This is a genomic window from Vibrio sp. 2130-1 (assembly GCF_033339515.1).
This window is the reverse complement of record NZ_JAWOUT010000002.1, coordinates 120,655-137,435: the sequence shown is the minus strand read 5'-3', so window position 1 is coordinate 137,435 and position 16,781 is coordinate 120,655. Positions and strand designations below refer to the sequence as shown.

The 16,781-nt window shown below is 44.5% G+C and carries 18 protein-coding genes; 1 reads left to right on the top strand and 17 read right to left on the bottom strand.

Translation table 11 applies throughout. The annotated features are described in order from the left end of the window. Nucleotides 1-302: 302 nt before the first annotated feature. Nucleotides 303-2,723, bottom strand: a complete 2,421-nt coding sequence (locus R7Q09_RS03190; protein WP_167415677.1) for a hybrid sensor histidine kinase/response regulator — start codon at nt 2,721-2,723, stop codon at nt 303-305. A 51-nt stretch (nt 2,724-2,774) separates the two neighbouring features. On the opposite strand from R7Q09_RS03190, the gene R7Q09_RS03185 reads away from it, so the two are divergent. Then, nucleotides 2,775-3,386, top strand: a complete 612-nt coding sequence (locus tag R7Q09_RS03185; protein ID WP_005378278.1) for a YecA family protein — start codon at nt 2,775-2,777, stop codon at nt 3,384-3,386. Between the two features lie 73 nt (nt 3,387-3,459). On the opposite strand, the gene R7Q09_RS03180 is transcribed toward R7Q09_RS03185, so the two are convergent. The 16 genes from R7Q09_RS03180 to cydA form a co-directional block, all read right to left on the bottom strand. Then, complete coding sequence (locus tag R7Q09_RS03180; protein ID WP_005378279.1) at nt 3,460-4,626, bottom strand: glutathionylspermidine synthase family protein; 1,167 nt, start codon at nt 4,624-4,626, stop codon at nt 3,460-3,462. Nucleotides 4,627-4,634: 8 nt separating this feature from the next. Next, nucleotides 4,635-5,204, bottom strand: coding sequence for a DUF1190 domain-containing protein (locus R7Q09_RS03175; RefSeq protein ID WP_025766906.1), 570 nt, complete (start codon nt 5,202-5,204; stop codon nt 4,635-4,637). Between the two features lie 8 nt (nt 5,205-5,212). Then, on the bottom strand, nt 5,213-5,629 hold the full coding sequence (locus R7Q09_RS03170) for a DUF350 domain-containing protein (protein WP_318070497.1): 417 nt from the start codon (nt 5,627-5,629) through the stop codon (nt 5,213-5,215). After that, complete coding sequence (locus R7Q09_RS03165; protein ID WP_017635053.1) at nt 5,629-6,672, bottom strand: potassium channel protein; 1,044 nt, start codon at nt 6,670-6,672, stop codon at nt 5,629-5,631. Before R7Q09_RS03165 ends, R7Q09_RS03170 begins: the two co-directional genes overlap by 1 nt. Nucleotides 6,673-6,790: 118 nt before the next feature. Next, the gene (gene nadA / locus R7Q09_RS03160) at nt 6,791-7,852 is read right to left on the bottom strand and encodes a quinolinate synthase NadA (protein ID WP_064367997.1); all 1,062 of its coding nucleotides are present in this window, start codon (nt 7,850-7,852) and stop codon (nt 6,791-6,793) included. 251 nt (nt 7,853-8,103) lie between these two features. Continuing rightward, nucleotides 8,104-8,856: a tol-pal system protein YbgF gene (gene ybgF, locus R7Q09_RS03155; protein ID WP_167415111.1), complete on the bottom strand. Its 753-nt coding sequence runs from the start codon at nt 8,854-8,856 to the stop codon at nt 8,104-8,106. Nucleotides 8,857-8,871: 15 nt separating this feature from the next. Further along, nucleotides 8,872-9,396 carry a peptidoglycan-associated lipoprotein Pal gene (gene pal, locus R7Q09_RS03150; protein ID WP_005378293.1) on the bottom strand — a complete coding sequence of 175 codons (525 nt, stop codon included), beginning with the start codon at nt 9,394-9,396 and terminating at the stop codon, nt 8,872-8,874. Nucleotides 9,397-9,426: 30 nt separating this feature from the next. Further along, nucleotides 9,427-10,779 (bottom strand): Tol-Pal system beta propeller repeat protein TolB, encoded by a 1,353-nt coding sequence (gene tolB, locus R7Q09_RS03145; protein WP_005387925.1) that lies wholly within the window; start codon nt 10,777-10,779, stop codon nt 9,427-9,429. 15 nt (nt 10,780-10,794) lie between these two features. Next, nucleotides 10,795-11,859, bottom strand: coding sequence for a cell envelope integrity protein TolA (gene tolA / locus R7Q09_RS03140; RefSeq protein WP_053303231.1), 1,065 nt, complete (start codon nt 11,857-11,859; stop codon nt 10,795-10,797). Between the two features lie 13 nt (nt 11,860-11,872). After that, the gene (locus tag R7Q09_RS03135; RefSeq protein WP_005378298.1) at nt 11,873-12,316 is read right to left on the bottom strand and encodes an ExbD/TolR family protein; all 444 of its coding nucleotides are present in this window, start codon (nt 12,314-12,316) and stop codon (nt 11,873-11,875) included. Between the two features lie 3 nt (nt 12,317-12,319). Continuing rightward, nucleotides 12,320-13,018 (bottom strand): protein TolQ, encoded by a 699-nt coding sequence (gene tolQ / locus R7Q09_RS03130; protein ID WP_005378301.1) that lies wholly within the window; start codon nt 13,016-13,018, stop codon nt 12,320-12,322. Beyond that, entirely contained in the window at nt 13,008-13,427 is a 420-nt protein-coding gene (gene ybgC, locus R7Q09_RS03125; RefSeq protein WP_017820044.1) for a tol-pal system-associated acyl-CoA thioesterase, read from the bottom strand. The genes tolQ and ybgC overlap by 11 nt, the downstream gene beginning before the upstream one ends. A gap of 172 nt (nt 13,428-13,599) precedes the next feature. Then, a complete protein-coding gene (gene ybgE / locus R7Q09_RS03120; RefSeq protein WP_017820043.1) occupies nt 13,600-13,902 on the bottom strand; it encodes a cyd operon protein YbgE in 303 nt (100 codons plus the stop codon). After that, nucleotides 13,895-14,002, bottom strand: a complete 108-nt coding sequence (cydX, locus tag R7Q09_RS03115; RefSeq protein WP_000270284.1) for a cytochrome bd-I oxidase subunit CydX — start codon at nt 14,000-14,002, stop codon at nt 13,895-13,897. The genes ybgE and cydX overlap by 8 nt, the downstream gene beginning before the upstream one ends. A 12-nt stretch (nt 14,003-14,014) precedes the next feature. Further along, nucleotides 14,015-15,151 (bottom strand): cytochrome d ubiquinol oxidase subunit II, encoded by a 1,137-nt coding sequence (gene cydB / locus R7Q09_RS03110; RefSeq protein WP_006742909.1) that lies wholly within the window; start codon nt 15,149-15,151, stop codon nt 14,015-14,017. 17 nt (nt 15,152-15,168) lie between these two features. Continuing rightward, nucleotides 15,169-16,755, bottom strand: coding sequence for a cytochrome ubiquinol oxidase subunit I (gene cydA, locus R7Q09_RS03105; RefSeq protein WP_005378311.1), 1,587 nt, complete (start codon nt 16,753-16,755; stop codon nt 15,169-15,171). Nucleotides 16,756-16,781: the final 26 nt, after the last annotated feature.

Genomic DNA, 16,781 nt, shown 5'->3' with positions numbered 1-16,781 from the left:
CCTAAAATCACGTAAAAATGGTACAAAAACACGGATTTCACTTACATAAAAAGGGGTTACGATAATTATTTTGACGTAAAGTTAGAACAAAACTCGGACTGTAAACAGTCACTCCTATAGCTTATGCTACCAAGCTGCGAAAATTCAGAGTATTACCGATATAATCACAGTAGAAGGTCTTGCTGTTTTACTCGTAAAAGTAAAACTGCAAGCCTGTTCATTGCGGGTTAGAAGAGTTTGTGACGAAGCTGGATGACGTATGAATAGTAAGAACAATTCACAGTTGCGCCATATTGATTCAGTTATGGTGAGGCCAGCAAAATCGTTAATGTATCGATATCATCTTGGTCTGGGGATTGCTGACGCTTTAAGTTACTTCTTATCCGTTCAGCGACTGAAGAAACGTCGTCACTGAGTTCAAGGGGAGCCTCCGCAATGATCGCTGAAATAGCCTCAAGTGCTTCATTAAGATGTCCATTATCTAGAGCGACATAGAAGTTGAGTAACCACTTTTCAGCATTAAAGCTATCTGCTGCATTTCCATCAAAGTCCGATTGGTACTGATATAACTGTGTCGCATGAAGATACAGTGCATCATTTAATTCAGACTCCACTATTGGTTTCGCTATTATGTGGTCTGCTCCTACATTAATCATACGTTCTTGTGTTTCTTTGAACACATCCGCTGTACAGCCAAAAATCAGTACCGACTTAGCAGGTGAACTCATTGCTCGAATGGCTGATATGGCCCCAACGCCATCTAGAACAGGCATATGATTATCCATCAGTATCAAATCAAATGGTTTGATCGCAACCTCATCGACTGCAAGCTGACCATTTTCGACACTTGTGCACTCAAAGCCCTTGGCTCGGAGGAAAGTTTCCATAATGATCGCATTTGTTCGGTTGTCTTCAACAATGAGTGCTTTCAACCCTTTACAGTTCAATTTATGTGTATTGATTGACTCTACTTTACCTGGCTTGCAAGGTGTAAGGGCAATTTCGACAGTAAAAGTCGTTCCAGCGTCCTCCTGACTCTCTACAACCACTTGCCCACCCATATGTTCCGCGATTTCTTTGACTATTGCTAAACCAAGCCCTGTACCACCAAACCGCCTAGTCGTTGATGACTCCGCTTGCTCAAAAGGACGAAAAATGCGTTTTTGTGCCTCTTTTGAAATACCAATTCCTGTATCTTTTACCTTTAGTATCAGCTTGGTGCCTGCCTTACTCGATTTCTCGGCTAGCTCTACCTCTACGATGCCACGATCGGTGAACTTAACAGCGTTATTGAGTAGATTGAACAGTACTTGACGCAAACGGGCTTTGTCATTGTTGTACCAACGACCCGTTGGTAAATGCGAGACTACTCTAAAGCGAAGACCTTTTTCTGCACATAGAGTTTGATAAACACTCTTGATACTGCCGATAATCGACTCAATTGGGAAAGGCTTATTTTCAAACTCAACATGCCCTTGTTCAATTTTTGAGTAATCTAAAATCTCATTGAGTAATGTCATCATGTGATCACCTGAATCATAAAGTGTTCTCAGGTGCTTACGCTGCTCATCGGTAAGTGGTGTTTTTAACAGTATCTGGGCAGTTCCTAGTACACCGTTCATTGGTGTGCGAATCTCGTGGGACAATGTGGCTAAGAATGCCGTTTTAGCGTTTGTCGAAGCCTGAGCTTTTATTCTCTCCTGCTCTAAATAGATCGTCTTTTCATTGAACTTCTCGATAAGCTGTCCGATTTCGTCATCGCTATCATAGTCAATATCTATGATCCCACCAGTTTTCGAGTCATCAATCTTAGCGGCAATGCGAACAATTGGTTCAACAATATAGCGATTCAGTAAGTAGTAACCGACCAAGACACACAAGAGCAAAAATGGAATGATCCTCCCCTCAACGCTCATCACTTGTTCAAACACTTGATCAGCGACTTTAGCTTTTGCGTTGACAACTTCCATGCGCCAATCGAACTCTCCGAAATCAAGCTCGCTGACATAAATTTCGTCCGTCAGTTGAAAGTTGTGTTCAATAATCACGTTTGAGTCAGCATCGCGAACCACTACCCCCAAAGAATGCTGGTTCGTGTGCTCTCGAATAAACTGAAAAAGTGCATCAAGTGATAGGTCTACCGTTACAACTCCAGCGAATCGACCGTTTTGGTAGTACGGAGAAGACGCGGTAATCATCTGGACCTGAGTAAAGGTATCGATGTAAACCGTAGACCAACTAACAGAACCTACCGGAGCATCGGCGGCAGCGACATACCAGGGTTCATTATCATAACCGCCAGATTCGGGGTTATTGTAGGAGTGAATTTGGTCAATACCACTATCACTGTTTTTATTGAAGAATAGACTTCTATATCTCCATTGTTCTGCTTTGAGCTCGGGTTTAGGCCATACGCCACCACTAACAAGCATCTTGTCACTCAATTGAAGAATATGTGGAATTATTGTGTTGAGAGATTGAATATTTTCAGTCCCTTGGGCTAGCCCTACTAAGCTGCTCAATACACCTGTAGAACTGAGGAGGGGCTCTTTTATCTCAAGAGCCAGGAGTTGGGTACGTAACTCTAGGTTTTGCTCTAGCTTTTGTCTAACCGGTGGCTCAACAACCAAATAGGCGACAGAACCGATAGTGGCGATAAAGAAGCACAGGTAAAGTGTTAGGGCGAGAATGCTTTTTTTTCTAAGTGATGAGCGAATTTCCATAGATGTGTGAATCATTCCCTAATATCGATTTATCACTAATTGATTGGTAAGATGAGCGCAATCAACCAGCCCATTAACAAATGGTATTCTATTTTGAAACTACAAGACATCCTTTCTCTCCCAGAACTTGACGGTAAACTACTAAACCTAGCAAAAACTCAAGGCTTTGTAACAGCGATGGCTGCAGCGCCAAACGTATTAATGCCTCAAGAGTGGTTGCCATTCTTATGGGGTGGAGAAGAAACAGCGCCATTTACTGACGGTGAGCAACTAGAGCAATACATTGACGAGATTGTACAAATGTGGAACCAAACTCGTCCCGCTCTCCTAGAAGGCACTTGGCAGTGGCCTGCAGGGTGCGCGCTAGATGAGCAAGACATTGTAACAAGTCAGGCTCGCGATTTCTGTGAAGGTGTATTACAAGGCTGGCAACTTGCGCGTGATGACTGGGAAACGTTGATGCCTGAGGATAGCGAAGATAATGCCCTACTCGGTGGTGTTTTACTTTCTCTTACTATGCTTTACGACCCAGAAACGACCATTGAAACATTGGCCGAACAAGGTATGGAAGGCTTAGAGCAGTTTGAGGAAATCTTCAATGCAATGCCAGTGATGTTATGTGGTCTTACCCAGCGCGGTGTTGCATTAGCTGAAGAACAATAGACGCAACGCTGTCGACCATCAAGATTGAACGGCTGAATAGACAAAAAGCTCTCCAAATGGAGAGCTTTTTTGATCATGTTAAAATTACATGTGGAATATACCGCGCCATATCTTGAGTCACTAAGCTACTGTCTTCCCTAATCGAAATACCGGCAGCTCTATCATTGACCAACCAACTGCCAATTAACGTATGGTTTTGCCCAAACTTAGGTAGTGGATGGTATTGCTGGACGATATTAAATTTAGATTCATAAGGCCCTGACGTTTTAACAAAACGTTTTCCATCGATGACGATCTCGATGTTCGCGCCCTCTCGAGAAAATAGTGGCTTGATGACATAATCTCTCATAGTGTTCGCTTTTGAATCGTTAGCAAAATAAGCGGGCAAAAGGTTCGGGTGGTTAGGAAAGCGCTCCCACAATAACGGTAAAAGTGCTTTATTGGATAGAATCGACTTCCACATCGGTTCTAACCAGTTTACGTTCGCAGTCGCTAAGTACTTCGCATATTCCTCTTCAAACATAAACTCCCAAGGGTAAAGCTTAAACATCCAACGAATCGCTCTGTCGTCAGCATCCACAAACAGACCATCTTCCGTCACTCCAATATCTTCGACATGCACGAATGCCGTTGCTAACCCTGCCTCTCGCGCGCAATCCTCTAAATACTGGACAGTCCCTTTATCTTCTTCAGTGTACTTGCAGCAGCTAAAGTGAAGTGTTTGTCCTGGTTGGTATTTTGCTATTTCGGCAAAGCGCTCGATCAAAAAGTCTTGAAGAATATTGAATTGATCCGCGCTCTGGTGAACTCGACCTTTATTTACAACATCTTCTAGCCACACCCACTGCCAAAAGCCAGTTTCAAACAAGCTGGTTGGCGTATCCGCATTGTTTTCCAGTAATTTTGCTGGCGAGGTCCCGTTGTACGCGAAATCCAGCCGCGAATAAAGCGAAGGTTCGCTTCGTCTCCATGAAGAAGCGACCTGCTCCCACATAGATTCAGGGATCGCACATTGCGTCAGCAACCGCTCACTCCGAACGACTTCATCCACAATAGCCAGGCACATCTGATGCAGCTCTTCAGTGGGCGCTTCTATATCGCGCTCAATTTGCTCCAGCGTGAATTGATAGTAAGCACTCTCATCCCAATACGGTTGGTCATACATGGTATGGAAACCAAAACCAAACTGGCGTGCTAATTCACGCCAGTTTTCGCGCTCTTGTATTTCTCGTCGAAACATAGTGCTTTTTAACCGCCTCGACTGACCGACACCGCTTTACCAAACCCGCCTCGAGACATCGCCCTGCCAATGGTGCCGCCACCACGTTTATTAAGGCTATTCGTCGCAACTTTGGTCGGCTGATTTCGGTAGGAGCCAAAGAATTGTCCTGCTCCATTATAGAATTTGGATTTATAACGGTACATCGGCTCTGAGTAATAGCTCTTGTTATAACCTTTCAACCCGCTTAATGAGCGACTGTAAAAAAAACCGCCAAAGTTAGGTACATAAGCTCGGGAACTGGAACTGTAGTAACAATCATCCTCGTAGAAATCATTCTCGCATTCGAACTCGCTGCGGTAGCGAGGGGCATTTTGTTCGGCACGAGCTAAAGCTTCTTGGTATGCAATGTCACACTGTTCACTAAACTCAGGCGAGTTAGATTTACACTCATCAGCATCAGAAAAAATGTACCCTTCTGTTTTTGACTCGTACGTAGCAAAGAAGAAAATACCACCAAAGGCAGCAAAGGGAAGAATTTTCCCAAGCTTTAAGCTTTTGTCCATGGAAGAACGTTTAACGTTAGAACTCCGCTTCATCGTTCCTCCTAGTAAGTCATGCAAGCGGCATTCAATACGCCGACCGAAACAGAAACTGCGGCTAATACAATACCGGCTGGCAGTTCATCTTTTTCGATACGCTCTGCCACTTTCGGAAGTAAAATAAAGCGTACAATTGCAAATGCGATAATTTGAGCAAGCATTGCAACAACGCCCCACACCATAAAATCGACGATATTGACCGAGTTTTTTGCCGCCCCCGAAATCGCGAGACAATAACCAAGGAAGGCCCCACTTAGCGCAATCGCTGCTGCTGTATTTTGTTTTTCTTTGATCAGATGCCACTCATCGTATGGCGTCAACTTGACGTAGATGAACTTAAACGCCAATACAAAAATAATAGAAACAGAGAAATAGAGTAAAAAGTTTGGGAAGCCTGCTAACAGGACGGCAATCATGTGCATTATTGTTCCTTGTTCATTTCTTTCCAGGCAAAATCTTCAATACGTTCATCTGCAATGTAAAACAGCTTGGTACTCGCGGGTACTTCAGCATCTAAATCTGGGTTGAGTTGAATACCATCGCCAATATCAAAAGCAATCAGCGTGGCATGATGGCGTCTTTTGAGAAAAACGAAGAGATTCTCAATAGTGGTGGCAGACTGACCCTCGGGATAAATAACTGAGTATTGCGTCATACCTCGTGTTGAAGCCAAAAGCTCCTGATGAAGCGCACTTGAGCCCGGGTCAACCGCCGCTTTTGCCAACATTTCTGCGCCAACAGCAGGTATGCATTCCGCTTTCGGGCAATGCTGACTTAGAAGTCGGCCTAGCGCTTCATCTTTAAAGTAAGCGACCAAATGAGCGGAAGGGTTTACAGATGCGCAGTATAGAGCGGCTGACAAGGTAATGTCGTCCGAGAGATTATCCACAATAATGCAAGCGGCTTCGGCAATATTGGCGTTTTTCATTTCTTGCGAATCGGTATAACTGGTCACTTTGATAAAACTGATTTCGCCAGGTAACGGGTTCTCTATTTCTGAACGGCTGCATAAAACAATCGGACGCTTTCCCTCTTCTTCATGTTGTAACATGCGAATAAGGTGCATCGTTCTCGATCCATTCCAGCCCAACAATACAATATGGTTTTCCACTCTTACTCTCCGTTTTCCTAAAATACCCGCTCGCCAATAGTCCATCGCTGCTCCAGCGACACGCCCCAATAATGCGGCGAATAAGCTCAAACCGCCGGGGATTACAAATAGTACGACAACCCATTTACCCAAATCTGTTACTGGAGAATGGTCGCCATAACCCACCGTACTCGCCGTAACCATGAGGTAATAGATAAAGTTAGCGAAACTGTCTGTTAATGCTGTTTCACCAGCGAGAACCAGCAGCCACCATGAAAGGCTCACATATAAGCCACTAAAGATGAGAAGGCTTCGGTTGCTCAATTTAAAAAGGTGTGAACTAAGCCACTTTTTAACTACTAACCACACCGCCATAAATTTATGACCTCGATATTCATTGATTGCATCAATAGTAACTCATTGATAGTAAGACACAAAAAAACCAGCCATATTCGGCTGGTTTTTGAGATTTACTTTCAGTTACGCCTACTTTTTAAGCATTACCTTTCACTTGCATATTTAGCTGCTCAGCAAAATCTAGCATGCGGTTAAGCGGTATAAGGGATTTAACACGCAGTTCTTCGTCAACAAAAATCTCGTGCTCTTCACCACCTTCACTAAGCGCTTTCTCAATTGCTTTCAAACCGTTCATTGCCATCCAAGGACAGTGTGCACAGCTGCGACATGTTGCGCCTGCACCTGCGGTTGGCGCTTCGATAAGTTCTTTCTCTGGCACAAGTTGCTGCATTTTAAAGAAAATGCCTTTGTCTGTCGCAACGATCATTTGTTTGTGAGGAAGCTCTTTCGCTGCTTTGATCAGCTGACTCGTTGATCCAACGGCATCGGCAAGTTCTACGACGCTTGCTGGTGACTCAGGGTGAACCAAAATAGCCGCATCTGGATACACGCTCTTCATTTTTCGTAGCGCATCAGCAGAGAACTCATCATGAACCACACACTCACCCTGCCAAAGCAGCATATCTGCGCCAGTTTTGTTAGCGATGTACGATCCTAGGTGACGGTCTGGTCCCCAAATAATTGGCTTATCTTCAGCGTCTAAGTGTTCCACGATTTCAAGCGCAATGCTCGATGTAACGACCCAGTCGGCACGGGCTTTAACCGCTGCTGAAGTATTTGCGTAAACTACAACCGTATGATCAGGGTGAGCATCACAAAACTCGCTGAACTTATCCGCAGGACAGCCAAGGTCAAGCGAACATTCCGCTTCCAACGTTGGCATTAGAATGCGCTTTTCTGGTGTCAGAATTTTGGCCGACTCGCCCATAAAGCGAACACCACCAATAATCAATGTACTTGCAGGGTGACGATTACCAAACTTCGCCATTTCCAACGAGTCACCAACAAACCCGCCAGTGTCTTCAGCTAGGGCTTGAATCTCAGGGTCGGTATAGTAGTGCGCGATAAGTACCGCATCTTTTTCTTTGAGTAACTTTTTAATACGCTCAATGTAAGATGCTTTTTCTTCTTCGCTTAATGGAACTGGTTTCGGTGGGAATGGGTAAACAGTGTCGATTTTATCTAATATATGGCTCATTGCTCTTGCTCTACGCAACTTCCTTTAATCCGAGTATTGTAACCTCGTTAATTTTCAAAAACCAACTTGTCGCGGGGATTTCTAGCGGTCTAGCCGTATATCTTTGTTACAGGTAGCATTTCCGAGTAGCGAAATTCGGTGCAACATAAGGTCAGAGGCTCTGCATCATTGCTATCGACTTAGCCGTTCTGCACCAACAGAAAATGGAAAAGAAAAAGGAAGCCGAAGCTTCCTTTTCAAAACATAACGTCTTACAGCTTAGAGCTGGCAAGTTTTGCAGATGCACTACCTGGGTATTCATCAACCACTTGTTGGTAGTACTTTTTCGCTTGAGCTGCATTGTTATTACGCTCAGCGATTTCGCCTAACTTAAGCAACGCATCGGCTCGCTTATTGGAGTCTTTATAAGACACCACAGCGGCAAAACTTTTCACTGCATCCTCATCCTGCTTTTTAGCGAAGTACAACTGACCTAACCAGTAGTGAGAATTCGCTGAATATGTAGAATCAGGATAATCTTTCTGGAACTGCTGGAACGCTGCAATTGCGCCAGTGTAATCACGCTTTTTGAGAATGAGGTCAACTGCATTCTGATATGCCGTTTGCTCATCAACATTTGGAGTGTACTGACCACCTGTTTTCACAGGTTGTGCTTCTTGTGCAGGTGCGGATTTTATCTCTCCACGAACACGATCCAGCTCGACAAACAACTCACGTTGACGTTGCAACATTTGTTTCATTTCGTAGCTATTTCGCTCTAATTGACCACGCAATTCACTGATCTCTTGTGACATTTGGTCAATTTGCTGTTGCATTTGGAGCTGAACGCGATTGCGATTTTGTAGCAAACGTTCTAGACGCTCTACTTCCGTTTCAGATGAACGGCTCTTAGAGACGGATGATGTGCTGTTGAGATCGGATACTGGAGCTGGTGCAGCGAACGCAAAGTTCGCTGCACTTGCCAGTAACGTAAGCGCAACAGCGCGCTTAGTGTTACTGAACATGAGGATTACCTCGAATTAGTATACTAGAACCGCGCGACGGTTCTTAGCGTAAACTTCATCTGATTGACCTAGAAGAAGTGGCTTCTCTTCACCGTAGCTAACGATTGAGATTTGGTCAGCTTGAACACCTAGTGCTTGTAGGTAGTTCGCTACTGCTTGCGCACGACGCTCACCTAGAGCAATGTTGTACTCAGGAGTACCACGCTCATCAGCGTGACCTTCGATAGTTACGTTAAGTGCTGGGTTCTTGCTTAGGTAAGAAGCGTGAGCCGCTAGCATCTCTTCGTAATCTGCTGCAATTGTTGAGTTGTCAAAAGCAAAGTAGATTGTTTGAGTTTCACGTAGCGCTTGCTCTTTTAGCTCTTGCTCTGTCAACTGACCGCTTTGATCAATTGGCGTAGCTACTGTTGTTTCCACTGCGCCATTGTTGTTTGTTGCTGCACCAGTGTTAGAAGCAGCGTCGTCGCTTGAACTACACGCTGTAACAGCCATTACAGGAAGCGCGATTAGTAGCCCTTTTAGAACCTTGTTCAGTTGCATCTTATTTTCCTTTATTAATCAAACTTATTACTACAAAAACGGTGACCATGCAGGCGCTCGAACACGCCCATTTGTTGCCGGTAATCTAGCTTTGAATCGACCATCAATTGACACCATCGATAGTACGTTTTTCTTGTTGTAAATCGAGCTATACACAACCATGCCACCGTTTGGGGCAATACTAGGAGACTCATCAAGCAAGGTCTTAGTTAAGACTTGAAGAGCACCAGTTTCCAAATCTTGTTTCGCCAAATTAAATCCTGCGTTGCTGCGGTTCACCATAACTAGGAATCGCCCATCAGGAGTAATCTGACCACCCAAATTTTGGCTGCCTTGCCAAGTCAAACGGTCAATAGAACCGCTGCCCAAATTTACTTGATAAATCTGTGGTTTACCACCCCTATCCGATGTGAAAATCAACGATTTTCCATCCGGATGCCAGAACGGTTCCGTATTATTTGATCTGCCACGCGTAATTTGCGTCAGCTTACGAGTGTTAAGGTCAAACGTATAAACATGAAGCGAGCCTGTTTTAGAAAGAACAATCGCTAACTTATTGCCATCTGGCGAAAATCTTGGCGCACCATTGTGACGTGGGTATGAAGTAATTTTCTCACGTTCACCGGTGTAGATGTTCATGATGAAGATTTCTGCTTGGCCATTTTGGAAGCTAACATACGCAAGCTTTTTACCATCTGGTGACCACGCTGGTGACATTAATGGTTGCTTAGAACGTAAAACCAGACGCTCATTGTAGCCATCGTAATCAGCGACTCGAAGTTGGTAAGGGAAACGGTCTTTATCGTTCACTACCACATATGCGATACGAGTCATGAAAGCGCCACGGTCGCCAGTTAACTGTTCATACACCAAATCAGAGATACGGTGAGCGTACTCACGCATACGAGGCCCTTGAACAGTGGCTACTTTATTGAACAGCACATGATCTTTTGACAGAACTAATTCACCGTCACTACCAAGCGCCTTACTCTTCCCACCTGTTAACTGACCACGCACAATATCAACAAGTTGATAGTTGATAACGTAGTCACCTTGGTCGTTTTGCTTGATTGAACCAGTCAATAGCGCATCCACACCTAAATTGGTCCAAGCATCAAAATTAACTTCTGATTCACTGAACGGTGTTTGTGGCATTTTGCTCGTTGGAACTGGGCTGAATTTACCACTACGTTGTAAATCCGAGGCGATAACAGCAGAAACATCCGTTGGAAGCGCTTGTGTGCCCTCCCACTTAAACGGAACAACAGCAATTGGTCGTGCTGAATCAATACCATCGGTAATGACCAACTCTAATGCGGCATTCGCCACATTTGTCATACTGCTAAACAGTACAAACATTCCTAGTAAAAGGCGTCTAATCACGTCTTATTCCTTATTCTAGTATTCAACGGTTAAGTTGATATCTCTAACTTTATCAATAACATCTCTATCTTTAGGCATCGGAAAGTTGCCAACTTGGGCTACTGCACTTTTGGCTGCACTACAAAGACGAGAGTCACCGTTTAACACAGTAACATTACTCACAATACCATCAGTCCCAGTTGGAACTAGCTTCACATTAAGCCTACACGACTTTCCCACAAGATAATCGTCCTTAATGATACGACTCTCTATCAATTGTTTGTAAATTGCACCATAGCGGTCAACTTCAGATTGCACATGTTGATTTTTCGCTTGCTGATTCTGTTCTGACTCACTCTCGAGACCCGCAAAAATATCATCTAACGCGGCTTCTTGAGCTTTACGCTCACGCTCGGCACGCTCAGCTGCTTCTCTCGCTTTACGCTCTCGCTCCGCTGCCTCTTTTGCCGCTTTCTCTTTTGCAATGCGCTCTTGTTCAGCTTTTTCAGCAGCTTCACGCTCACGACGTGCTTTTTCTTCCGCTTCTTTTGCTGCTTTTTCACGAGCTAAACGTTCTTGCTCAGCTTTTGCTATAGCCGCTTCTTTTGCTAAACGCTCCTGCTCAGCTTTACGCACGGCTTCTTCTTTTGCCTTGCGCTCTTTTTCTAGCTTAGCAGCTCGCTCTTTTTCTTTGCGAACACGTTCTTCTTCCTGCTTGCGCTCTTGCTCTTTTTTCTTACGTGCAGCTTCTGCTTCTCGTGCCGCTTGAGCATCTTTCGCTTGCTGCTCTTTCAACTTGCGAATTTGCTCTTCTTCAGCTTTGCGGTTTTTTTCTAGCTGCTCTGCTTCGCGTCTCAGTTTATCAAGACGCTCTTGTTCTTTTTTCGCTGCCTTTTCGCGTTGCTGGCGAATTTCTTTCGCTTGTTGCTGCACAAGTTTTGGATCGATGACAACAGCTTGAACCATTTGCCCTGTAGGCTCTGGTTTAGACATGTTGAAGTCAGTCCCCCAAAGCAGGGCTGCAACTAGAATTGCATGCAAACCAACCGATATTGCTATCGGTTTGGCGTATTGGTTGGGTTTCTTCTTGTGATCTTTCATAGATAATTGATGTCTATTCCCTGATATCGGTCATTAGACCTACCTTAGGGATACCAGCTCGACTTAGTTCATCTAGCAATAGAACAACATCGGCATATGGTGTTGCCGCGTCGCCACCTACCGCAACTGGTGAATCCGGCTTAACCTCTCGCTCCGCTTTCACTCGCACAATAACATCTTGCAACGACAAACCTCGCTGAACTTCTTCATCATTTACGCTTAGGCCTAAATTACCCTCGCTATCAATTTCGATGATAATAAAGCTACTGTCAGTCTCGCCAGCAAGGTCTTGCATAGATTCTGCGGTCGATGTTTTCGGAAGATCAACGTCGACGCCTTGAGTCACAAATGGAGCGGTCGCCATAAAAATGATCAACAGTACGAGCATTACGTCGATATACGGAACAACGTTGATCTCCGCTGTCATTTTTCGCTTTTTAGGTTGATAACCCGCCATGCTTTATTCCTTATCCGCGCTGTCTCGGCCAGCCATCGCTTGACGATGAAGGATGCTGTGGAATTCTTCAGAAAATGTTGCGTAAGTGTGCTCTAGTTTACTCACTTTATTGCTTAGGCGGTTGTACGCCATTACTGCCGGAATAGCCGCAAATAGCCCCATCGCTGTCGCGATAAGTGCCTCGGCGATACCCGGTGCAACCATAGACAACGTAGCTTGCTTTACTTCACCCAGCGCAATAAAGGCGTGCATGATGCCCCAAACGGTACCAAATAGGCCGATATAAGGGCTTATAGAACCGACTGTTGCCAAAAACGGTAAGCTTGTTTCTAGCTCATCTACTTCACGAGAAACAGCAACGCGCATTGCGCGGCCAGTGCCTTCCATGATGTAAGCTGGTGAATTTGCGTTGCTCTTACGTAGGCGAGCAAACTCTGTAAAACCTGCGTAGAAGATTTCTTCTGTGCCTTCAATTTCGTCTTTACGCGCTTTTACTTTTTGGTAAAGCTGAGAAAGATCAGTACCCGACCAAAATTTGTCTTCAAACTGCTCTGCATTTTTTGATGCTTGAGAAAGCACTTTGCTGCGCTTGATGATCATTGCCCATGACACAATTGACATGCCAAGCAACGTCAGCATCACAAGCTTTACCAACAGACTGGCCTGAAGAAAGAGATCTAAAATGGAAATATCAGCAGTCACTATTTGTTAGCTCCGAATTTATAAAGGTTGGAATAGCTATTGGTTTCATTTTCTTATTATCGATACATGCTACCTTAACCGAGGCCTTGCACAATATCTTGCCTTGATCATTGACCAACTCTTGACAGAATTGCAGAGAAGCACGTTTTATTTCTGACACTCGGGTTACGACTGTCAGATGCTCGTCCAGCCTAGCCCCTTGGTTAAAATCGATATCCATGTGTCGGACAACAAAGCCGATATTTTGTTCCAGTAACACATGTTGAGAAATGCCTTTAGCACGTAACATCTCTGTCCGTGCGCGCTCAAAGAATTTTAGATAATTAGAATGATATACAACACCGCCCGCATCAGTGTCTTCATAGTACACGGTGATCGGCCAGTGAAAGAGATTTGATGTGCCTTGCAAGGGAGTACCAATATATTCAATTCTTTAAAGTAATTACTATAACTGAAGCGACAGCAATTGGTACCGAGCTAAGGAAATATTTTTGAAATTTGTAGAAAAAATAAAAGCTAGGCGAGATACCTAGCTTTTATTCGATGATTTAGTAACCGACTTTATTACAGCATATTTCAGCCTAAATGAAATAAAGTGCCGTTAGATAAATTAAGATAGCTAACGAGAAATAAGGACTAAACAAAACTTGCCAGTACCAGTTTCTTGGCTTGAAGCCCACCCCATACACCATGCTTGAACATACAGACCAAATCAGTGCTGGTGCGACGATTGAGTTAAAACCACCAATTGCTTGATGGTAAGCTTCAGGGTCCCACATCACCAATCCTACGTGCATAAAGCCAAGGATGAGAGATAAGACTCGTAGCAGAGTCTTATCCATTGGTGCGTGAAGTTTCGCTACCTTATCAGCGAGGTTACTCACTGTCTTTATCCATCATTTCTGAGTGCTCTAGCCAAAGAGCGTTGATGATACCGAATGCACAAGCAAGTAGTACACCTAGAATCCATGCGAAATACCACATAGTAAATGCCCCTTAGTAAAGTGAGTTTTTGTTGTCTTCAATGTACTGGTCATCAAGGCGACCAAACATCTTGTAGTAAGTCCAAGATGTGTAACCAAGGATGATTGGCACCATAACAAACGCAACGCCTGTCATTAGGTTCAGAGTCAGCTCAGATGACGTTGCATCCCACATTGTTAAGCTGTGGCTTGGCATTAAGTCTGAAGGCATGATGAATGGGAACATCGCAAAACCTGCAGTAAAGATAACACCAGCAACACCCAAGCTTGAAGTAATGAACGAAATCGCACATTTTTCAAGACGAGATGCCAATACAGCGAGAAGCGGCATTGCAACACCTAATACAGGAGCAGCCCATAGTAGTGGGTAGTTTTCAAAGTTCTTCATCCACGCACCAGCTTCACGGATAACCTCTTTGTTTAGAGGGTTAGAAGCAGCGTTAGTGTCGATACCGCCAACAATGACGTAGCCATCGATATTTTGGATCCAGAAACCAGCCGCTACAAACGCAGCAACCGTCAGTAAACCAGCTAACTGAGCAACGTTGCGCGCACGCACATGCACTTCGCCCGTTGTTTTCATTTGTAGCCAAGTAGAACCTTGCATCAAAATCATGAACAAGCTTACTAGACCACACAACAGTGCAAATGGGTTTAGTAGACCAAAGAATGAGCCATGGTATGTTGGCATCAAGAACTCACTCAATTGGAATGGTACACCTTGTAGAAGGTTGCCAAACGCTACACCAAAGATGATTGGCGGAACAAAACCACTGATTGAGATACAGATATCCCAGGTATTGCGCCATTTTGGATCTTCGATTTTAGAGCGGTAGTCTAGGCCCAGAGGACGAAGCCATAGCGCTGCTAGTGTCAAAATCATCGCTAAGTAGAAGCCTGAAAATGACGTTGCGTAAACCAAAGGCCAAGCTGCGAACAGTGCACCACCAGCAGTGATAAGCCAAACTTGGTTACCATCCCAGTGAGGAGCAATTGAGTTAATCATGACACGGCGTTGCGTGTCGTTTTTACCGATGATAGGTACAAGCGCGCCTACACCCATATCGAAGCCGTCTGTTACTGCAAAACCAACTAGTAGAACACCGATTAGTACCCACCAGATGAGTCGCAAGATTTCGTAATCAAACATCTTGTTATCTCCTTACCTTACGCTTCTACTTGGCGACTAACTTTGTCTTCAACAGAGTCAGCATTTTGCTCGAAGTGGTAGCGACCCGTTTTCAGGCTACTTGGGCCTTTACGAGCGAATTTCAACATTAGGTAAACTTCTGCAATCAGGAATACCGTGTATAGCGCCAGAATTGCGAAGAGTGAAGTCCAGATTTCACCTGCAGTTAGTGCAGAAGCTGCAACATGCACTGGTAAAATTTCACCTACAGCCCAAGGTTGACGGCCGTACTCAGCGACGAACCAACCCGCTTCAATTGCAATCCAAGGTAGTGGAATGCTAAATAGTGCAGCTTTTAGAATCCATTGTTTCTGCTCAATCTTCTGACGACACGTTTGGATAAACGCCGCACCAAAGACAAACAACATGATGAAGCCACAAGCAACCATGATACGGAATGACCAGAATAGCGGCCATACTGTTGGGATTGAGTCGTCCGCAGCAGCTTGGATTTGCTCTTCTGTTGCATCAACAACATTGTCTGTGTAGCGTTTTAGAAGTAGACCGTAACCTAGGTCACCTTTCACTTCATCAAACGCAGTCATGTTTTCTTCTGACTTATCGCCCGCACGAAGCTTCTCTAGAAGTTCATAAGCGTACATGCCGTCACGAATACGATCGACGTGTTCATCACGTAAATCACGAAGACCTGTTACTTGCTCATCAAAAGAACGTGTCGCGATAATACCCATTACGTAAGGGATCTTAATTGCGTAATCGGTATGCATCGTTTCCTGGTTAGGAACACCAAATAACGTAAATGCGGCAGGTGCAGGTTCAGTGTGCCACTCTGCTTCAATTGCAGCGAGTTTCACTTTTTGAACTTCACCAAGCTCGTAGCCAGATTCGTCACCAAGAACGATGGTAGATAAGATAGCTGCAATACCGAAAGAAGCAGCAATAGCAAACGAACGACGAGCAAACGCAATGTCACGACCTTTTAATAGGTAGTATGAACTGATGCCTAGAATAAACATTGCGCCACAAGTGTAACCAGAAGCAACCGTATGCACGAACTTAACCTGAGCAACTGGGTTTAGTACAACCTCAGAGAAGCTCACCATTTCCATTCGCATGGTTTCGAAGTTGAAATCTGCGCCTACTGGGTTTTGCATCCAGCCGTTTGCGATAAGAATCCAAAGAGCAGAGAAGTTAGAGCCTAGTGCCACAAGCCAGGTAACCGCTAAGTGTTGGCGTTTAGATAGACGATCCCACCCGAAGAAGAATAGACCAACAAAAGTTGACTCCAGGAAGAATGCGACAAGTGCTTCGATCGCTAGCGGTGCACCGAAGATATCACCTACATAGTGGGAGTAGTAAGACCAGTTCGTACCAAACTGGAACTCCATGGTAAGGCCTGTCGCCACACCAAGTGCAAAGTTAATACCGAATAGCTTACCCCAGAACTTGGTCATGTCCTTATAGATTTGCTTGTTCGTCATTACGTACATCGATTCCATAATGGCCAGAAGGAAGGCCATACCAAGGGTCAATGGTACGAATAGGAAGTGATACATCGCTGTCAGTGCAAACTGCAACCGCGATAGATCAACTACGTCAATCATGGTAACTCCTATGTGTCGGCTGAATG